The following is an 18,172-nucleotide window of genomic DNA, read 5'->3' on the forward strand; positions in this document are numbered from 1 at the left end:
GGGGCGCGCGGTCCTGACCCCCGTGGGCGCAAGGCGGGTGGCGAGGGCGGGCTGGGCGGTGCCGAGCGGGTGGGAGGGTGAGGGAGAGGTGGGGTGGGGGTGGGGGGGGAGGGCCCCCGGACCCCGGGCCCTGGATCTCACGGATTGCAATCGCGGACCGGCCACGGGGCGGAGTCGGGCTAGGATCGGTGCGAGCATCGTTCGAATCGGCAGGAGCGGCAGTGGCGGAAGGGTCCTTCACCGGGTTCGCGCGCCCCGCCGTACCCACCCCGCAGGAGATCCGCGACTGGGCGCTCGACCCCTACTCGACCGCCCCCGAAGGCCGCCAGTGGGACCTCACCCAGGCCACCGACGAACTCGTCGACACCTGGCTCGACCTCGCCGCCGACGCGACCTGCCCGAAGCGCTCCTTCGCGCTCCACGTGCTCTACATCTACGCCGGCGACGCCGTGCGCACCAACTTCCGCGTCCACGCCCGCAAACGCGTCGACCGCCTCCTCGAGAAGGCGGTCGGCTGCGGCGACCAGTACGTTGAACTCTGGGCCGCCAACACCAAAGCGCTCATCCGCCAGCCGGACCTGTTCGACTACCACGAATGGTGCAACGGCGGGCTGGTGCGCAGGCCCCGGCGACTCAACCCCGGTCCGACGAGAAAGTAAGCGCCCGATGACGTCAAAGACGAAGCCTGCGAGCCACCGATGACGCACGACCCGAACATGCGCGTCTCCAACGCCGAACGCGAAGCGATCATCGCCAAGCTCCACGCCGCCACCGAGGAAGGCCGCCTCGACCTCGACGAGTTCGCCGACCGCTCCCGCCAGGCCTACGAGGCCCGCACCTACGGCGAGGTCGAGCGCCTCCTCGCCGACCTGCCCGACAACCAAGCCCTCGCCGTCCCCACCGCCAAGCGCCCCGTCCCCGCGGGCCCCGCCGAGCTGCGCCTCAAGCCGACCGGCTCGTCCGTGAAGCGCGACGGCGACTGGGTCGTCCCGCCGAAGGTCATCATCAACGCCACCGGCTCCTCGGTGAAGCTCGACTGCCGCCACGCGGTGATCCACACCGACACCGTCGACCTCGACGTGAAACTCCTCGGCTCCTCCCTCACCGTCGTCCTCCCCGAAGGCGCGTACGCCGTGGACGACAACACCGAAGTCTTCGGCAGTTCCGTGAAGAACCGCGCCACCTACAAAGGAGGCACGGCAATCCGCTTCTCGGTCTCCGGCAAGGCGACGGGCAGTTCCGTGCAGTTCCGCCACGAGCGCCGATTCCTCTGGTGGCGCTGGTGATCGCACCTGCCGCAATGCCTGGAATTCACTGAATATCCACTCGCTGGAACGTCCTTTGTAACGGGCGCATAACAGTCATGCCTGATCCCGGCAATCTCCTCATATGAGGGTTTACAGCGAACGAGCCTCGCAATAGGCTCGTTTCCGTGCGCCGCGGCGCGGGGCGGTCCGCCGTCCCCGCCGGAGCACTCACCCACGGCGCACGTCCCCCTTGAGAGGAGCTCAACGCATGGGATCTCCGTCCCTCCGTAGGCGAAGTCGCGCATCGACGCGCGCCCGAGCCAGAACCAGAGCCGTACTGGCGGCCGCGGCCGTCCCGCTGGTGGCCGTCGCGCTCACCACCGCCGCCGCACCGGTCTCGGCCGAGCCCGCCGCGCTCCCCGAGGTCACGCCCGAATACTTCAAAGAGGCCGCGGCGCTGCCGGTCGACTACAAGGACGGCAACTACATCGTCCAACTCGCCGCCGACCCGATCGCCACCTACGAGGCCACCGCGCCCGCCGAGGGCGAGACGATCGACTTCGGGGCCTCCGCGGTCCAGGACTACCGCGAGACCCTCGCCGACGAGCGCGAAGCGGTCATCGCCGAATACGACGTGGACGCGACCGCCGAGTACGACACCGTCCTCAACGGCTTCGCCGCGAACCTCACCGCCGCCGAAGCCGAAGAACTGGCCGCCAGCGACGAGGTCGCCGCGGTCGTCCCCGAAACGATCTACCAGCCGACCGGCGCCGTCGACACCTCCGGCTTCCTCGGCCTCTCCGGGGGCAACGGCTCCTGGGAAGAAGAGTTCGGCGGCCCGAAGGACGCCGGCGAAGGCGTCATCGTCGGCGTCCTCGACACCGGCATCTGGCCCGAGAACCCGGCCCTCGCCCCGCTCTCCGAGCCGCGCCCCGACCAGGACGTCATCGACGCCAAGTGGAACGGCGAGTGCGTCACCGGCGTCGACGAGGACCCCGCCAACAACGTCGAGTGCAACAACAAGCTCATCGGCGCCCGGTACTTCGACACCTGGGGCTACGCCGAGGACGGCTTCGCCTCGCCCCGCGACCAGGACGGGCACGGCACCCACACCGCCACGACCGCCGCGGGCAACTACAAGACCAGGGTCGAGATCGACGGCGAGAAGATCGGCACGTTCTCGGGCATGGCCCCCGCCGCCCGCGTCGCCGCTTACAAGGTCTGCTGGGGCGGCTGCCCCGGCGCCGACCTCGTCGCCGGCATCGAAGCGGCCGTGAACGACGGCGTCGACGTCATCAACTTCTCCATCGGCTCCACCGGCACCCCCGAGTTCGTCGACTCCGTGTCGCTCGCGTTCTTCAACGCGGCCGCCGCGGGCGTCTTCGTGGCGGCCAGCGCCGGCAACGACGGACCCACCTCTACTGTGGACCACCAGGAGCCGTGGGTGACCACGGTCGCGGCGTCGACGCACGACCAGACGTTCCGCACCGAGGTCGAGTTCGGCCGCGAGGAGATCCCCGCGGCCGCTCTGGTCGGCGAGGCCAAGTGGTACGTGAAGAACGCGGTCGACGCGGCGTACGACGGGACCGACCCGGAGGCGGCGGCCCGCTGCGACGCGGGCACGCTGGACCCGGCGAAGGCCGAGGGCTTCGCGATCGTCTGCGTGCGCGGGAACCTGTTCAGCGCCAACGCCGATCAGGTGCACGCCGCCGGCGGCGTGGCCCTGATCGTGCGCGACCAGTACGAGCGCGGTCCGGCCGCGACGGTCACGTCGCAGGCGGTGCCCGTGGTGCACGTGAACTACGAGGACGGCCTGGCCCTCGCGGAGTGGGTGGACTCGAAGTCGAACCCGCGCATCGAGGTCGAGACGTCTGAGCTGGACTACCAGAACGCGCCGAGCATGGCGGCGTTCTCGTCGAACGGTCCGGCGCTGGCGGCGGAGCAGAACCTGCTGAAGCCGGACATCACGGCTCCGGGCGTGGAGATCCTGGCGGGCATCACGCCGTTCAACCACGCGGGGAACGACTTCGCGTCGAACCAGGGCACGTCGATGTCGAGCCCGCACATCGCGGGTCTGGCGGCGCTGCTGAAGTCGGCGCACCCGGAGTGGTCGCCGATGGCGGTCAAGTCGGCGATCATGACGACGGCGTACCAGACGGACCAGGACGGGGACCCGATCCAGCGCGGCGGCGCGGACGCGACGCCGTTCGACTACGGGGCCGGTCACGTCGACGGCCAGGCGATGTTCGATCCGGGCCTGGTCTACGAGTCGAACCCGACCGAGTGGATCCAGTACATCTGCGGCACGCCTGAGGCGTCGAAGGTGCAGTCGTACTGCGACGCGCTGGGTGCGATCGACCCGTCGCAGCTCAACTACCCGTCGATCACGGTGGCGGAGCTGACCGGTTCGTACCAGGTGACGCGCACGGTGACGAACGTGTCGGAGAAGAAGAGCACCTACAAGGCCGAGATCACGGCTCCGGCGGGCTTCGAGGTGTCTTCGGACGTCACGAAGTTCACGCTGAAGCCGGGCGAGTCGGCGACGTACACGTTGACGATCACGCGCACTGACGCGGCGTTCGACGAGTGGGCGTTCGGTGATGTCACGTGGGTGGAGAAGAAGGGCACCCGGACGGTGCACGAGGTGCGTTCGCCGATCGTGGTCAAGCCGGTGCAGCTGGCGGCCGCGGACGAGGCGAGCTTCACGGGCGCTTCGGGTTCGGCGACGCTGTCGGGCACGTCGGGCTTCGACGGTTCGCTGGGGGCTTCGGTGTCGGGTCTCGTCGCGTCTGAGGTGAAGACGGCTTCGCTGTCGGACCCGGACTCGTCGACGTTCCCGTCGGAGGCGCCGGTGGAGAGCTCGCACGCGGTGTCGTACGAGTTCACGACGCCGGAGGACGCGGCGCTGGTGCGCTTCTCCACTTTCGATGCGGATCACCCGGCGGGTACGGACCTGGACCTGTTCGTGTACACGAAGGACGCTGACGGCACGTTGACGCTCGTGGGCAATTCGGCCTCGGGCGGTTCGAACGAGACGGTGTCGCTGCCTGGCGGCTACACCTTCGTGGTGTTCGTGGACGAGTGGGCCGGGCCTTCGCCGCTGGACGCGAAGCTCCACGCGTGGGTGGTCCCGGCCGCCGACGCGGGGAACCTCGCGGTGGATCCGGCTGAGCAGACGGTCGCCATGGGCGATGAGTACTCGGTGGGTCTGACGTGGTCGGGCCTGGCCGAGGGGCAGCGGTTCCTCGGCACGGTGAACTACGCCGCGGACGGCTCGGCGATCGATTCGACGATCGTGAGTATCGCTACCTGATCGGTTGAGCCGCAGGGCTTGACGTGATCGAAGCGCCCGTCGTGGCGGCCGGGGCCGGAAGGCCTTTGGTCCGCTGCGGCGGGCGTTTCGCGTTCTACCGTCCACAAGCCCCCACCCACCCGAGGGGTCCGGGGTCCGGGGTCCGGGGTCGATGGTTGCGCCCGGGTCCGACAGGAATCGGCCGCGAGCGCCTGGTCGGCTCGAAGTTCACCCGAACGGTTGACCTCGTTTCAATGTTCCCGTTAACATTGAGTCGTTTCAATCCTTCGATTCAGGACAAGGCGGTCTTCCATGCAACGGAAGCGCACCACCCTCATAGCCGCGACCGGCGCGGTCGGCCTCGCCGCCGCGGCGCTCGCGATCATCGCTCCCTCGGCGCTCGCCGAACCCGGCGGCGGCCACGCGTACGGCCACGACCGGCAGGACTGCGCTCTCGAGGCGCCTGGCACGCTCGGCGGCGATCTTGGCGCGCACGACCCGGGCCTGTTCGCGCCGTGCACCGACGGCGAGCCCTGGTACGTGTTCGCCACCGGCTGGGGCCCGCTCGGGGACGGCAACGTCACCATCCGCTCCTCCACCGACGACGGCGCGACCTGGAACTACGTCGACACCGTGTGGGACGCGAAGCCCCAGTGGCTCAAGGACGCCGTCCCCGGCGTCGACAACATCTGGGCGCCCGAGATCCACTTCGACGAGGCCCAGGACAAGTTCTACCTGTACTACTCCGCTTCCACGTTCGGCCAGCAGCGCTCGGTCATCGGCCTCGCCACGAACACCACGCTCGACCCGGCCGACGACGACTACGAGTGGGTCGACGAAGGCCAGGTGTGGGAGTCGAACCAGGGCGACCCGTACAACGCGATCGACCCGACCATCCTCGAAGCCGGCGGCAAGCACTACATGGCGTACGGCTCCTGGTGGCAGGGCATCTACATGCTCGAGCTCGACTGGCCCTCGGGCACAGTGAAGAGCGGCGCGACCCCGGCCCACATCGCCGGGCGCGGCGGCGCGGGCATCGAGGCGCCCGTGCTGACCGAGCACGGCGGGTACTACTACCTCTTCACCTCGTGGGACGTCTGCTGCGCGGGCGCGGACTCGACGTACAACATCCGCGTCGGCCGCTCCACCTCGCCGACGGGCCCGTTCGTCGACGCGAACGGCGTGGCCCTCACCGACGGCGGCGGCACGCTCGTCCTCGGCGCCCACGGCGACTACGTGGCCACAGGCGGGCAGTCGATCTCCAACGGCCTCATGGCGTACCACTCGTACCACGAGGACGGCCACTTCGACCTCGGCATCGAGAAGATCGAGTGGAACGCCCAGGGGTGGCCGGTCCTCGACGGGGTCTAGGCCGAGCGCGCGAACTCGACGGAGTCCGCGGCTGAGAGCTTGGACGTCGCCCAGGACAACGCAGGCGACCTGGACGGTCAGCGCTGCAAGAGCATCGTTGCGGCCCGCCCGGATCGGACCGCACCGCATCACCGCATCGCATCGCATCGCACTGCACTGCACTGCATCACCGCACTGCACTGCACCGCACCGCACCGCACCGCACCGCGAATAGCCGTCCACAAACCCCCACCCACCACAAGAGGGGAAAGATCGTCGGGCCCGGCCGCTCCAGCGTCACACCCGGCCCCGACAAGAACCGGCCCGAACACCGGCCGGCCCGCGAGAATCCACTCGAAAGAGTGAACAGAGCGGGGCCGCGATCCATTGGATCGCGGCCCCGCTTTCGCTTGCGGCCCTATGCGTAAGGGTCGTCGTCGATGGCGCGGATGCCCCAGATCTCCTCGTCCTCCTCGAGCCAGTCCCGGTGCTCGCCCTCGGCCTGCTGCTCACCGCCCATGCCGCGGCCGCCGCCACCGCCCATGCCGCCCATCATGCCGCCGCCACCGCGGCCGCCGGCCGACATCGAGCCGGCGCCCCCTGCGCCGCCGCCCTCCAACGTGGAAGAAGCCGGACCGACAGGGAACGAACCGCCGCTGCCGAGGGTCGACCCGCCGCTGGCGAGACCACCGCTGACGCCACCCGGCGGCACCAGGCCGCCGCCTCCGCCGCCGCCCGCACCGCCCGTGTCGGGCGAGGGCGGTTCGGAGCCCGGCTGGAACCCGCCCGAGCCGGCGTCCAGGCCGCTGTAGGTGTCCCCGTACATGTCCGAGGCCTCCCGGAAGCTCGACGGGTTCGACGGCTTCGCCTCCGGCGTGAAGGTCCCCGCCGACTCCTCGGCGTTCTCCCACCGGTTGATGACGTCCTCGTTCGCGATCCGCGACCGCGACTCGTAGTCCTCCATGCCGTCGACCATGTCGCCGCTGATCTCGTTGTTCGCGTCGGCCTGCGCCCACGCCGCCGCCTGCTCCCGCGTGGGCGGCGGCTTCTCGTGCTTGAACTTGTCCATGTAGTACTGGGTCTGGTTCTCGACGTAGTTGCGCGTCTCTCGCAGGTAGTCACTGTCGAAACCGCCGAGTTCCAGCAGCGAGCCGAGAAGCCCGCCCGAGTGCCCGCACCCGTCCGTCACATCGCATGAGCCGCTGCGGAACGGCGGCCGCACATGCACGAACGGGTCGGTGTACATCCGTTCGAGGTCCGAGATCCAGTACAGCGGCGCCGGATACGGCAGCTCCCCCGAGGCGCCGCCCTGCAGCCCGTAGAACTCGTCGGCCTTCTGCTCCAGCAGCCCGACCGCGCCGGAGGAGAGGTCGCCGATGTCGTCGCAGACCGACGCGCAGTTCGCCATCACCACCTCGACCTGCTCGGCGAACGCGTCGAAGTCGTCGCCCTGCCAGTGCTCCGAGAGGTCCCGCAGGCCCGCCTTGAGCATCGGGGCGATCCCGGTCGTCGGGTCGGTGTCGAAGCCGTCCTTGAACTCCTGCCAGCGCGTGCTGATCGCCCTGAGCGCGTAGTTGTCCGGGTTGTCCGGGCGCACTTGGGAGACGAGCGACTGGATGGCGTCCTGGCTCGGCGCGGCCGTGCCGGCGGTGACGACGGTCAGGTTGTTGACCTGGCCGGCCTCGGGGATCGCGGAGACGAGCTTGATCCAGGCGGCCTCGGCCGGGTTCACACGGTTCTCGCAGGTCGTGTGCGGGCAGGGGGCGCCTGAAAGGAAGAGGGCTTCGGCGTCCATGCGCTGGTACTCGAACTCGGCGGAGTTGTCGGGGGCGGCGCCGCCCTCCCACTCCTCGCGTTCGTAGGACTGCCGGCCCTGGTGGTCCCGGTCCTCGTCGTCCTCGTGGTCCTTGCCCTCTTCTTGGTCTTCCTCTTCGTCGTCTTCCTCGTCCTCGTCCTCGTCGTCTTCCTCGTCTTCGTCGTCCGGGTCGTCGTCCTCTTCGTCCTCGTCCTCGGAGTCGCCGTCTTCGTCCTCTGGGGACTCCTCGTCGGCGTCCTCTTCGGCCGCGTCGGGGTCGACCGGGTCGTCGCCGTCCTCGGGGGCCGGCGTGGTCTCCGATTCGGCCCGGTCGGGGTCGAGGGCGCCGTCCGGGTCGAGCTCGTCGTCGTAGTTCGGCGCGTCGCCGAGGTCCGGGTCCTGCGGCTGGGTCTGGTTCTGCTGCTGGGTGTCGGACATGGCGCTCAGTCCCTACCGCGCGAAAGGTGGACGGCGGAGGTCTCGTCGTCCTCGACGGCGCGCTGGGAGACGCCGTCGAGGGTGGCGATGATGCCGGTCAGGTCCGCGCGCAGGTCCTGGAGGTTGCTCCAGGTCTGGCGGTGGAACTCGCGGTAGGCCTCGCGCGCGGTCGTCGCGCTGTCGAGGAGTCCGAATCCCGGTTCGACGCCCAGCTCGTTGCCGTTGCGCATCTGGTCGATGAGGGATTCGAGGTAGTCCAAGCGGCCCTGCGCGATCTCGCGGAACACCGCGAGGGCCTCGGGGTCGACGGAGCGATCGGACACTGGGTCACACTCCAAGGGGGAAGGTTAGGTCCAAAGCGAACTCAATTCTAACCACCGAGCGCAATACCTTGGGTACTCAGAGTTGCGGCATTTGTCCGGATAGGACCATTCTCGAACCCGAGAAAGAATGGTAAGTTTTCCTTATTCGATCGCATTGTTCGATCACTGCCGGGGATCCGCGATTCACTGTTCCCCCAGCGAGCACATTCGACACTCTGTCAACTTCGGACACAATGAAGAAAACGGGCCCGCATTCGCGGACCCGCTTCAAACGTCACTCTTCAGTGCGAAGCCGTATCAGGCGTCGACCCTTTCGGGGGCCGGCTCCGACTCGCGCATGTTCTCCGGCGGCGGGGCCACGAACTTGTAGCCGACCTGCCGCACCGTGCCGATCATCGACTCGTACTCGCTGCCGAGCTTGGCGCGCAGGCGCCGCACATGGACGTCGACCGTGCGGGTGCCGCCGAAGTAGTCGTAGCCCCACACCTCGCGCAGCAGCTGCTCGCGGGTGAAGACCCGGCCGGGGTGCTGGGCCAGGAAGCGCAGGAGCTCGAACTCCTTGTAGGTGAGGTCGAGCGGGGTGCCCTTGAGCTTGGCGGCGTAGGTGTCCGGGTCCACGGTGAGGTCCCCGGCGCGGATCACGGCCGGGCCGGCGGCGGTCGCCGCGTTCGGCTTGCCCGTGGCCAGGCGCAGGCGCGCCTCGACCTCGGCGGGGCCGGAGGAGGCGAGCAGGAAGTCGTCCACGCCCCAGTCCGCCTGCAGCGCGGCCAGACCGGCCTCAGTGACGATGGCGTAGAGGGGCACGGTCAATCCGGTGGCCTGCAGGACGCGGCAGGTGGCGCGCGCGTCGGCGAGGTCCGACCGGGCGTCGACCATGACGGCGTCGGGGCTCGGGCCGCTCAGGAGCGCCCGCACGTCGCGGCCGGCGTAGCGCGCGCGGTGGGGCAGCAGTTCCAGCGAGGGCAGGATCGACTCAGGGGACTCCGGAACGGGGTTGGAAGTGAGGATGAGAATTTCCACAGCAGTCCTCCGCTGGTTGGTGAGCACACGCGACTATCGCTCTTCCCGGCTTCGGCGGCGGGCGGGCTTACATGCGGTAGGTGGAGTCCTGGCCAAGTGTAAACGGTCACCACTCAAAAGACCAGCGTCACCGCCGTGAAACCTCACCATGCGAGACGGCGCGGCGCTAGGACTCCGACAAGTCGCGTTCACCGGACCGACACGGACCGGTCACGACCCGGCCCCGCACCGTTGGCCCGCAGCTCGATCCGCGGGCCCCGTCCCGAGCCCCTGTGCGGCGAGGTCGATCAGGCCCGCTCGCCGCGTCCACATGATGGGATGAGCGCGGGCCGGACGACGATCCGGCACCGCCCCCGCCTGACCGGACGCGGCGGCACCCGCCGGACCCGCGACCGTCCGCAAGGGTGACTCATGGCGAAGGACGCGAGCCCTGATTTCCTGCTGCCGTAGGCTGTGGACGTGTCGTACAGCCGACCCGACGAGACCTGGGGCTACGAGCCTCCCGAGCCGCCGGGCCCCAGCGAGGGCCCCGCGTGGGGCGACGCCTACGCCGGAACCGCCGACGCCGGCGCCCCCGACGAGCGCGGCGGACCCGAGGCGCCCCGCGGACCGGGAGCCCCTCCCAGCCGCACCGAGCGCCGCCGCGCCGCCGCCCGCTCCCGCGAGACCGGCGCCCGCAACACCGGCTCGTACCGGACCGCGGGCCCCGGCGGCGAAGCGGACCACACCCTCCCGCCGCCCAGCCCCGCGCTCCTGCACCGCCTCCCCGCCATCGCGGTCACCATCGTCATCAGCGCCGGGCTCGTCCTCGGCACCCAGCTGGAGCGCCCCGCCTACGCCGCCGGGATCGCCGTCCTCCAACTCGCCACCGTGGGCCTGGTGACCTGGCTGCGGAAGATCGACGGCGCCTGGGTCCCCCTCGCCGTCGCCTCGGGCCTCGCGATCGCCGCGGACGCGGCCGCCGTCGCCTGGACGCCCGTGTCGCTCGTCCCGATCACCGTGCTCCTCGCGCTCGCGTTCGGCGTCGCCGTCGCCGCGCAGCTCATTCGCCGCACCCACGTCGGCGTCACCGAGAACCTCGGGTTCACGATGCTGCTCGGCGTCGCCGTGTGCGGCTACGCCTGCTACATCGCGCTCTCGCGCCTGGGCTCCGCGCCGCCCGCCATGTACTCGGCGGTCGTCGCGGCCGGCACCGCGATCCTCGCCGCACGGGCCGTCGACCTCGTCATGCCCGACCCGCGCATCAACCGGCAGGTGACGCGCGGCGCGTTCGGCATCGTCATCGGCACCATGTGCGGCACCGCCTCCGCCGCGTACGCCGGGCTCGTCATCGAGGGCCCCGAGCCGTCGCACGCCGCGATCGGCGGGCTCCTCATCGCGCTCACCGCGGTCCTCGCCGACCTCGCGTGCGGGTACACGTCCGCATCCCGTCGCATCGACGGCGTGGGCGCGGCCCCGAACCCGGTGGTCAGCGCCGCCGGGCCGCTCCTCGCGTTCGCCGTCACCGGCCCCGTCGTGTACTTGTTGTCGGCCTATTACATGATCGACTGACGCATTCAGTCCGCTCTGGCGCACGCCGCCGGCCGCACATCCGCACAGGAGACACCCTGGTGAAGATCCTCCGCCGCCTCCTCATCACCCTCGTCATCGTCGCCGCCGTCCTCGCCCTCGGCGACCGGGTCGCGAACGCGCTGGTCGAGCGGCGCATCGCGACCGAGGTGGCGAACACCGCCGCCGAGCACGGCGCCTACTCCGACCAGAAGCCCGACGTGACGATCCACGGCTGGCCGTTCCTCACCCAGGCCTGGACCGGCGACTTCGGGCAGATCGACATCTCGCTCAAGGACGTCGGCTCCAACGGGCTCACCTTCCCCTCGCTCGACCTCGTCGCGCACGACGTGGACGCCGACTGGCGCAAGCTCAGCGACGGCGGCGACGCCGTCGCGCAGACCCTCGACGTCAGCGGTTCCGTCTCGGTCGACTCGATCGAGGCGATCATGGCCGAGCAGACCGGCTACGACCTGCAGATCGACGAGGACGGCACCGCCTCGCTCGTCGGCTCGCAGGAACTCCTGGGCGTCGAGGTCGAACTCGAGGCCACCGGGACGTTCGAGTTCGGCGACAACGCGCTCACGTTCACGCCCGACGCCGTCGAATCCCTCACCGAGGGCCTGCCGCCGCAGGTGCAGCCGCTGGTCGACCAGGCCGCCTCCGAGTTCGAGACCACGGTCGATCTGCCCGAACTGCCATATGGGATCCAGCTTTCCGAGATCGCGTTCGACGGGGACGTCGTGACCGTCTCCGGGACCGCCCAGGACGTCGTCCTCACCTGATCCACCTGCGGTTTCACCGCCCGCCCGCGCGTCACGCGGGCGGGCACCCGGAGGCGTCGGACCGTCGCTCTGGGTCTTCGTCACAGTCCGCATCGCGAGAACGGGTATGGATTCGGCCCGGGAAGTCTGCTAGCGTTCCAGCCATGCGCAAGCCGATGCTCACCAAGCGGCGCGCGATCGACTACTGCATGATCGCGACCACGCTCTGTCGAATGCCCTAGGCGACCAGCCAGGCCCCATGAGGCCGAACGGCGGTCGCCGCATTGCGGCCCAGCGTGCGCGAACTCCAGAGCAAGGCTTGCGACTCACACAACCCCGATACCCGCTCGAGAGAGCGGGATTCTCGAGTGTGACGTCGACATCGGCTTGAATCCAGGACCATCCGTCCCGGACGATCCCTGCTCAGCTGCGAGAAGCAGCATTCCGCCCCGCTTCGCATCACGACCTGGGCTCGCTCTCGAACCTCGAAACTCAAAGTCTCATTTACGTTCAGGAGAGAACAAGCCATGGCTCGTGAAGACGTGCTGGTCACCGCCGATTGGGCGGAAGAGAACCTCGACACCCCCGGAGTCGTGTTCGTCGAAGTCGACGAAGACGCCTCCGCCTACGACTACGGCCACATCAAGGGCGCGGTGAAGATCGACTGGAAGGACGACCTCCAGGACCCGATCCGCCGCGACTTCGTCAACCAGGAGCAGTTCTCGCAGCTCCTTTCCGAGCGCGGGATCTCGAACGACGACACCGTCGTCCTCTACGGCGGCAACAACAACTGGTTCGCGGCCTACGCGTACTGGTACTTCAAGCTGTACGGCCACGAGGACGTCAAGCTCCTCGACGGCGGCCGCAAGAAGTGGGAGCTCGACGCCCGCGACGTGACCGCCGAGGTCGTCAAGCGCGAGCCCACCAACTATGTCGCCAAGCCCCTCAACTGGGACCTGCGCGCCAAGCGCGACGAGGTCGAGGCCGCCATCGGCGTCAAGAACCTCATCGACGTGCGCTCCCCCGACGAGTACGCCGGCCGCCTCCTGGCCCCGGCCCACCTCCCGCAGGAGCAGTCCCAGCGCGCCGGCCACATCCCCACCGCGCTCAGCGTGCCGTGGAGCAAGGCCGCCAACGAGGACGGGACCTTCAAGTCCGAGGCCGAACTGCGCGAGCTCTACGTCGGCGACGCCGGCCTGGACGAGTCCAAGTCGACCATCGCCTACTGCCGCATCGGCGAGCGCTCCAGCCACACCTGGTTCGCGCTCCGCGAGCTCCTCGGCTACGAGGACGTGAAGAACTACGACGGCTCCTGGACCGAGTACGGCTCGCTGGTCGGCGTGCCGATCGCCCTCGGCGACGAGCCCGGCACCAAGTAACACCGGCGACGGTACTGAAAGGAACAACCATGTCTGACAGCTGCGCTGCACCCGACCAGGACGCGGCCCTGCCGGCGTCGGTCGACATCGAGAAGGAGACCGTGCTCACGGGCACCGTCGTGAACGACGAGGGCGAACTCGTGCAGGGCGCGTACGTGCGCCTGCTCGACGGCTCCGGCGAGTTCACCGCCGAGGTCGTGACCGGTGAAGGCGGCCAGTTCCGCTTCTTCGCCGCCCCCGGCAAGTGGACGCTCCGCGCGCTCTCGCGCTACGGCGACGCCACCGGCGAGGTCGAGGCCGACCGCGGTCTCAACGAGACCAAACTGGCCGTGAGCCGCTAGACCCACGACCACCGAGACCGACCGGGGCGATTCAGCTCGTAACCCAGTCTGAAGGGCGGGGCCGCTTTCGCGGCCCCGCCTTTTGCGTTGCCGCCCAGCGATGAGGGCCCGGCCGCCGTCGCGGCCGGGCCCGTTCGTGTTCGTCGGTCTAGCTCAACTGGTAGGAGCTGGTCCGGTTGGCCCAGCCGCCCGCGGCGGTGTCGAGGTTGGCGAGGGCGTCGATCCAGGTCGACGAGGTCCCGGTAGCGGAGTCGTTGTCGAACAGCTTGACGTCGCAGGAGTTGTAGGTGCGCACCGAGCTGGCCTTGTTGGTGAAGGACCCCATGCGGGTGATCGTGAACTCGACCGGCGTGTACGCGGACGAGCAGGTGTAGGCGCCCGGCACGGTCAGGGTGTGGGTGCCGGAGGAGGTCCCGTAGTTGGTGTCGCCGTACATGCGCACCAGGACGGTGTCCGCCTGGAGGCCGACCGAGCTCGCCGCGAGGGCCTCTTCCGGAGTATCGGCGCAGGTGAGCTCTTCGCGAACGATGTTGTAGACGCAGTCGTCGCCGGTGGTCTCGGCGTTCGCGGCGGAAGGCGCGAGCGCCAGCGCGCCCGCCGCGAGGGCGAGCGAGAGCGCCGCCCCGGTCTTGACGCGGCGGCGGAGCGGGGTGTTGCGGATTGTGGGTTCAGCCATGCCGGAACCGTAAGCGCCCCAATGGATACGGAAGCGCTTTCAGATCGCACACGGCGCGTATACGAAACGGCCCGGTCGCGTTCGCGGCCGGGCCTTTCCGTGTGCGGCTAGCTGACCTGGAACGAGCCGGCCCGGTTGGCCCAGCCGCCGGCGGCGGTGTTCAGGTTGGCGAGGTTGTCGATCCAGGTCGACGAGGTGCCGGTGGCGTCGCTGTTGTCGAAGAGCTTGACGTCGCAGGAGTGGTACGTGTGCGCGGAGCTGGCCCGGTTGCTCCAGCCCGCGGAGCCGAGGTTGACGACGGTGAACTCGATCGGCGTGTACGCCGCGGTGCAGTTGTAGGTGCCGTCCACGGTCAGCGTGAACGTGCCGTTGGAGGTCCCGTAGTTGGCGTCGTCGTACAGCCGCACCAGGGTGCTGGTGGCCTGGATGCCGACGGCGTCGGCGGCGATGGCCGCTTCGGGGGTGTCGGAGCAGGTGAGCTCGTCGCGGGTGAGGTTGTAGACGCAGTGATCGCCGGCGGTCTCGGCGTTCGCGGCGGAGGGTGCGAGGACGAGCGCGCCGGCGGCGGCCGTGAAGGAGAGCGCGACGGCGACCATGGCGCGCTTGCGGTCGGAGGAGCCGGAGTGCTTCGTGATGCGTTTGACCATGTCCGAACTGTATGTGGCGCAGTGGATACGAAAGCAACTTCAGATCGCATACGCGGCGTATAACATGGAGCGACCCCTCGTCGCGAACACTTGTGCACCCCGCCGGCCGGAGGAGTCCCGTATGGAGTTCCGGATGCTCGGACCACTTGAAGTGCTCATCGACGGGGTTCCCGTCCATTTGGGAGGGAGTCGTCAGCAGACGGTGCTGGGTGTGCTGCTGACGAACGCCGGGCGCCCGCTGCAGCGGCGCCGGCTGGGCAGTCTGGTGTGGAACGACCCGCCGCCTTCGGCGGGGCCGAACCTGCGGACTTATCTGCGGCGCTTGCGGTCGGCGCTGGTCGATCCGCTGTCGCTCGAGTCGCGGCTGGTGTCGGACCGGCGGCAGGTCACGTTGCGGACGGAGCCGGGCGAGCTCGATCTCGAGGTCTTCGAGGAGTCGTGCCGCGCGGCGGATCGCGCGCGCGAGGCGGGCGACGCGGCCGCGGCGGTCGGCCTGTACGACCGGGCGCTGCGGTTGTGGCGGGGGAATCCCCTCGACGGCATCGATGTCGACAACCCGTTGTACGCCAAGGCGGTCGAGCTCACGGAGCGGCGCTATGCGGTGGAGTCGCGGCGGTGGGGGCTGCTCGTCGAGTCCGGTGATTTCGGGGCGGCGATCGGCGAGCTTCGGGCCGCGGTCCTCGCGAATCCGTTCCGCGAGCGGCTTGCGGAACTGCTGATGCTCGCGTTGTACAAGGACCACCGGCGCTGGGAGGCGCTGCAGGTTTTCACGGAGACGCGCGATCTCATGGCGAACTCGCTCGGCCTGGAACCGGGGCCGGAGCTCCAACGCACGCACCGGCGCATCCTGGACGACGATGTGCCGTCGTGACTTGGTGATCGCGGGTTTGGCGGGCGGCTCTTTCCGTCAAAGAGGGGGCCTCCCCTCCCCCGCCCCCTCACCCACCCACCCCTGTGAATGCCGCTGTTCAGCGCGGCAGCTTCTGTGTCGCTGTGTCGCAGCAGGAAGTGCGCCGCCGATCGCGGCTGGCTGCCGCGAATCGACTCCGTTCGTTTGCCTTCGCGCGCTTCGGCTTGCGCCGTCGGTCCGCCGCCGGCCGGCGGACCGGCGGTGGTGCGGTTACTTGTTCAGGTCCTTGTAGCGGGCCGTCTTGGTGACCGGGTCGTAGAAGCCGGCCGGGGTGCGGAGGATGACGTTGATGCGGTTCCAGGCGTTGATCTGGGCGCACATCGCCACCAGGGCCGCGATCTGCTCGTCGTCGTAGTGCTTGCGCACGAGCTCCCAGGTCTCCTCGCTGACGCCGTGCGGGTTGTCCGCGATGCGCGCCGACTCCTCGGCGAGGGCGAGCGCGGCGCGCTCGGCCTCGGTGAAGGCCGGAGCCTCGCGCCAGACGGTGACCAGGTTGAGGCGCTCGGGGTCGTCGCCGGCGTGGACGGCGTCCTTGTAGTGCATGTCCACGCAGTAGCCGCAGCCGTTGATCTGGCTGACGCGCAGCTTCAGCAGTTCCATGGTGGTGTGCGGGACCGGGCCCGTGTGGAACAGCTTCTCGTTGGCGAGCATGTTCTTGTAGAAGTGCTTGGCGAACTCGGTCTCGGTGAAGGCGAGTCGGGGTTCCATGATGCTTCCTTCCTACTGGTCGGCCTGCGTGGTGCGCAGGCCGGCGAACTTCTGGGGATTGCGGAGGTAGTCGACCGTGGTGATGCGGCCGTTCTCGATGCCGAGGGCGATGACGCCGTCGACGATGCCGCCGCCCACCGTGATGAGGGCGGGGCTGCCGTTGATGACGATCGGGCGGTGGGCGCGGTCGGCGTACTTCTGCGAGACCCCCACCAGGAAGCGCGCGACCTTGTCGGCGCCGTGGATCGGGTTGCGCGCGGCCCGGACCAGCCCGCCGCCGTCAGAGGTGAGGACCGCTTCGGGGTCGAGCAGTTCGAGCAGGCCGTCCAGGTCACCCGAGCGGGTCGCCTGCGAGAAGGCCTCGACCACGGCGCGGTGCGCCTCCGGGTCGACGTCGAAGCGGGGCTTGCGCTCCTCGACGTGCTCGCGGGCGCGGCTCGCGAGCTTGCGGCAGGCCGCGGGACTGCGACCGAGCGCCGTTCCGACCTCGTCGAAGGTGAGGCCGAAGACGTCGTGGAGGACGAACGCGGCGCGCTCGGCCGGGCTCAAGGTCTCGAGGACCACGAGCATCGCCCAGGACATGGAGTCCGCGAGGCTCACCGAGTCGGCCGGGTCCGGGGCGGTCTCGACCGGCTCGGGCAGCCAGGGCCCGACGTACGCCTCCCGGCGGGTGCGGGCCGATCGCAGCACGTCGAGCGCGAGGCGGGAGGTCGCGGTGACGAGCCAGCCCGTGAGGTCTTCGATCTCGTCGAGGTCCGTGCGCTGGAGCCGGATCCAGGCGTCCTGGACGACATCCTCGGCCTCGGCGACCGAGCCGAGGAGGCCGTAGGCGACGCCGAAGAGGCGCGGGCGCAGCGCTTCGAAGTGCGCGAGCGCGCTGGTGGTGGGAGGCGCCTCGGCGGGTGCCTCGGTGTGGTGCGCTTCCGTGCGGTTCATGCGAGGAGGACGGGGCATGGTTCAAGAGTGTGACATCGAATCGCAGATTGTGACCGCCATCTCACGGAAGACGTAGGGCAGACTGGTCTCGTGTTCTCGAACCTCTCGGCGCGCTGGCGCCGCCGCCTGCGCGTCGCGGTGGTCCTGTGGGCGGTGCTGCTGCTCGCGCTGGCGTTCGCGGGCTCCCGCGCGACCGTGCGCGAGCAGGTCGACGCGGGCGGAGCCCGCGGGCTCCTCGACGCCGCGATCGGCGAAGCGGCGGCCGCGTTCACGGGCGCGGCGGTGCTCGCGGTCGGGCCGCTGACCTGGGACGAGTGCAACGTGACGCCCGTGCGGGAAGGCCTCTCGCTCGAACGGACCCTCCAGGTCTCCGGCGCGACGGTCGACCACGTCGCCTCCCTCACCGACCGCTTCTCGCTGCGCTCCTTGACGAACGAACCCGACGGCGCCTCCTGGTCAGGGACCACCGCCGACTTCATCGGCATCCGCGTGACCGCCCCCGCCGCCGACCCGCCCGGCGGCCGCTGGGCCGAACCCGTTTCCGTGCAGGCCGTCAGCGGCTGCCGGCCCCTGGAAGCCCCGATCGGCTCGTTCACCCCCGCACCCCCGGCCGAAGCGACCGCCGACTGGGACTACGGCTCGATCGCCTGCCCCGGCGGCGGCACCCTCGCCAGCTGGACCGAACCCGTCGAAGCCCAACCCATGCGCGTCCACGAGACCACCGGCGGCTGCAGCTGACGCACGAGCCGAACGCGCCCGGCTGCCCTGCTCGCGATCACGATGACCTGCCATTGCGCG

General features: G+C 69.8%; 17 protein-coding genes. 10 read left to right on the top strand and 7 right to left on the bottom strand.

What is annotated here, in order from left to right; genetic code table 11:
- The first annotated feature begins 221 nt into the window (after window positions 1-221).
- The 4 genes from O2L01_RS04730 to O2L01_RS04745 all read left to right on the top strand — a co-directional run bounded on the left by O2L01_RS04730 (window position 222) and on the right by O2L01_RS04745 (window position 5,910).
- A complete protein-coding gene (locus tag O2L01_RS04730; RefSeq protein WP_270120708.1) occupies window positions 222-659 on the top strand; it encodes a hypothetical protein in 438 nt (145 codons plus the stop codon).
- Window positions 660-698: 39 nt separating this feature from the next.
- A complete protein-coding gene (locus tag O2L01_RS04735) occupies window positions 699-1,286 on the top strand; it encodes a DUF1707 SHOCT-like domain-containing protein (protein ID WP_270120709.1) in 588 nt (195 codons plus the stop codon).
- Window positions 1,287-1,608: 322 nt separating this feature from the next.
- Entirely contained in the window at window positions 1,609-4,560 is a 2,952-nt protein-coding gene (locus O2L01_RS04740) for a S8 family serine peptidase (protein WP_270120710.1), read from the top strand.
- Window positions 4,561-4,851: 291 nt separating this feature from the next.
- Window positions 4,852-5,910, top strand: coding sequence for an arabinan endo-1,5-alpha-L-arabinosidase (locus O2L01_RS04745; protein WP_270120711.1), 1,059 nt, complete (start codon window positions 4,852-4,854; stop codon window positions 5,908-5,910).
- 397 nt (window positions 5,911-6,307) lie between these two features.
- Here the strand turns inward: O2L01_RS04745 and O2L01_RS04750 are convergent, their stop codons facing one another.
- The 3 genes from O2L01_RS04750 to O2L01_RS04760 all read right to left on the bottom strand — a co-directional run bounded on the left by O2L01_RS04750 (window position 6,308) and on the right by O2L01_RS04760 (window position 9,465).
- Complete coding sequence (locus O2L01_RS04750) at window positions 6,308-8,122, bottom strand: hypothetical protein (protein ID WP_270120712.1); 1,815 nt, start codon at window positions 8,120-8,122, stop codon at window positions 6,308-6,310.
- 5 nt (window positions 8,123-8,127) lie between these two features.
- The gene (locus O2L01_RS04755) at window positions 8,128-8,445 is read right to left on the bottom strand and encodes a hypothetical protein (protein ID WP_270120713.1); all 318 of its coding nucleotides are present in this window, start codon (window positions 8,443-8,445) and stop codon (window positions 8,128-8,130) included.
- A 297-nt stretch (window positions 8,446-8,742) separates the two neighbouring features.
- Window positions 8,743-9,465: a winged helix-turn-helix transcriptional regulator gene (locus O2L01_RS04760; RefSeq protein ID WP_270120714.1), complete on the bottom strand. Its 723-nt coding sequence runs from the start codon at window positions 9,463-9,465 to the stop codon at window positions 8,743-8,745.
- Window positions 9,466-9,924: 459 nt separating this feature from the next.
- Here O2L01_RS04760 and O2L01_RS04765 point away from each other — a divergent pair, with 459 nt between their 5' ends.
- From O2L01_RS04765 to O2L01_RS04780, 4 genes are all read left to right on the top strand, one after another.
- Complete coding sequence (locus O2L01_RS04765) at window positions 9,925-11,016, top strand: hypothetical protein (RefSeq protein WP_270120715.1); 1,092 nt, start codon at window positions 9,925-9,927, stop codon at window positions 11,014-11,016.
- A gap of 59 nt (window positions 11,017-11,075) precedes the next feature.
- Window positions 11,076-11,798, top strand: a complete 723-nt coding sequence (locus O2L01_RS04770; protein ID WP_270120716.1) for an LmeA family phospholipid-binding protein — start codon at window positions 11,076-11,078, stop codon at window positions 11,796-11,798.
- A 506-nt stretch (window positions 11,799-12,304) separates the two neighbouring features.
- On the top strand, window positions 12,305-13,156 hold the full coding sequence (locus O2L01_RS04775) for a sulfurtransferase (RefSeq protein ID WP_270120717.1): 852 nt from the start codon (window positions 12,305-12,307) through the stop codon (window positions 13,154-13,156).
- A gap of 29 nt (window positions 13,157-13,185) precedes the next feature.
- Window positions 13,186-13,497, top strand: coding sequence for a DUF1416 domain-containing protein (locus O2L01_RS04780; RefSeq protein WP_205326659.1), 312 nt, complete (start codon window positions 13,186-13,188; stop codon window positions 13,495-13,497).
- 148 nt (window positions 13,498-13,645) lie between these two features.
- Here O2L01_RS04780 and O2L01_RS04785 read toward each other — a convergent pair whose 3' ends face one another.
- Together O2L01_RS04785 and O2L01_RS04790 are read right to left on the bottom strand one after the other, a co-directional pair.
- Window positions 13,646-14,173 (bottom strand): hypothetical protein, encoded by a 528-nt coding sequence (locus O2L01_RS04785; protein ID WP_270120718.1) that lies wholly within the window; start codon window positions 14,171-14,173, stop codon window positions 13,646-13,648.
- 107 nt (window positions 14,174-14,280) lie between these two features.
- Window positions 14,281-14,820 carry a hypothetical protein gene (locus tag O2L01_RS04790; protein ID WP_270120719.1) on the bottom strand — a complete coding sequence of 180 codons (540 nt, stop codon included), beginning with the start codon at window positions 14,818-14,820 and terminating at the stop codon, window positions 14,281-14,283.
- 121 nt (window positions 14,821-14,941) lie between these two features.
- Between O2L01_RS04790 and O2L01_RS04795 the strand changes: the two genes are divergently transcribed.
- The gene (locus O2L01_RS04795; RefSeq protein ID WP_270120720.1) at window positions 14,942-15,691 is read left to right on the top strand and encodes an AfsR/SARP family transcriptional regulator; all 750 of its coding nucleotides are present in this window, start codon (window positions 14,942-14,944) and stop codon (window positions 15,689-15,691) included.
- A gap of 249 nt (window positions 15,692-15,940) precedes the next feature.
- On the opposite strand, the gene O2L01_RS04800 is transcribed toward O2L01_RS04795, so the two are convergent.
- Both O2L01_RS04800 and sigJ read right to left on the bottom strand, forming a co-directional pair.
- Window positions 15,941-16,438, bottom strand: a complete 498-nt coding sequence (locus O2L01_RS04800; protein WP_270120721.1) for a carboxymuconolactone decarboxylase family protein — start codon at window positions 16,436-16,438, stop codon at window positions 15,941-15,943.
- A 12-nt stretch (window positions 16,439-16,450) separates the two neighbouring features.
- The gene (sigJ, locus tag O2L01_RS04805; protein WP_270120722.1) at window positions 16,451-17,374 is read right to left on the bottom strand and encodes an RNA polymerase sigma factor SigJ; all 924 of its coding nucleotides are present in this window, start codon (window positions 17,372-17,374) and stop codon (window positions 16,451-16,453) included.
- 90 nt (window positions 17,375-17,464) lie between these two features.
- Here sigJ and O2L01_RS04810 point away from each other — a divergent pair, with 90 nt between their 5' ends.
- Entirely contained in the window at window positions 17,465-18,112 is a 648-nt protein-coding gene (locus O2L01_RS04810) for a hypothetical protein (protein WP_270120723.1), read from the top strand.
- Window positions 18,113-18,172: the final 60 nt, after the last annotated feature.

Origin of the sequence: Glycomyces lechevalierae, from assembly GCF_027622945.1 — a bacterium.
GTDB lineage: Bacteria > Actinomycetota > Actinomycetes > Mycobacteriales > Micromonosporaceae > Glycomyces > Glycomyces rutgersensis.

Coding starts and splice junctions, on each gene's coding strand:
- O2L01_RS04800 (WP_270120721.1), bottom strand. CDS start 16,438: ATGGAACCCCGACTCGCCTTCACCGAGACCGAGTTCGCCAAGCACTTC.
- O2L01_RS04745 (WP_270120711.1), top strand. CDS start 4,852: ATGCAACGGAAGCGCACCACCCTCATAGCCGCGACCGGCGCGGTCGGC.
- O2L01_RS04735 (WP_270120709.1), top strand. CDS start 699: ATGACGCACGACCCGAACATGCGCGTCTCCAACGCCGAACGCGAAGCG.
- sigJ (WP_270120722.1), bottom strand. CDS start 17,374: ATGAACCGCACGGAAGCGCACCACACCGAGGCACCCGCCGAGGCGCCT.
- O2L01_RS04775 (WP_270120717.1), top strand. CDS start 12,305: ATGGCTCGTGAAGACGTGCTGGTCACCGCCGATTGGGCGGAAGAGAAC.
- O2L01_RS04780 (WP_205326659.1), top strand. CDS start 13,186: ATGTCTGACAGCTGCGCTGCACCCGACCAGGACGCGGCCCTGCCGGCG.
- O2L01_RS04795 (WP_270120720.1), top strand. CDS start 14,942: ATGGAGTTCCGGATGCTCGGACCACTTGAAGTGCTCATCGACGGGGTT.
- O2L01_RS04750 (WP_270120712.1), bottom strand. CDS start 8,122: ATGTCCGACACCCAGCAGCAGAACCAGACCCAGCCGCAGGACCCGGAC.
- O2L01_RS04785 (WP_270120718.1), bottom strand. CDS start 14,173: ATGGCTGAACCCACAATCCGCAACACCCCGCTCCGCCGCCGCGTCAAG.
- O2L01_RS04790 (WP_270120719.1), bottom strand. CDS start 14,820: ATGGTCAAACGCATCACGAAGCACTCCGGCTCCTCCGACCGCAAGCGC.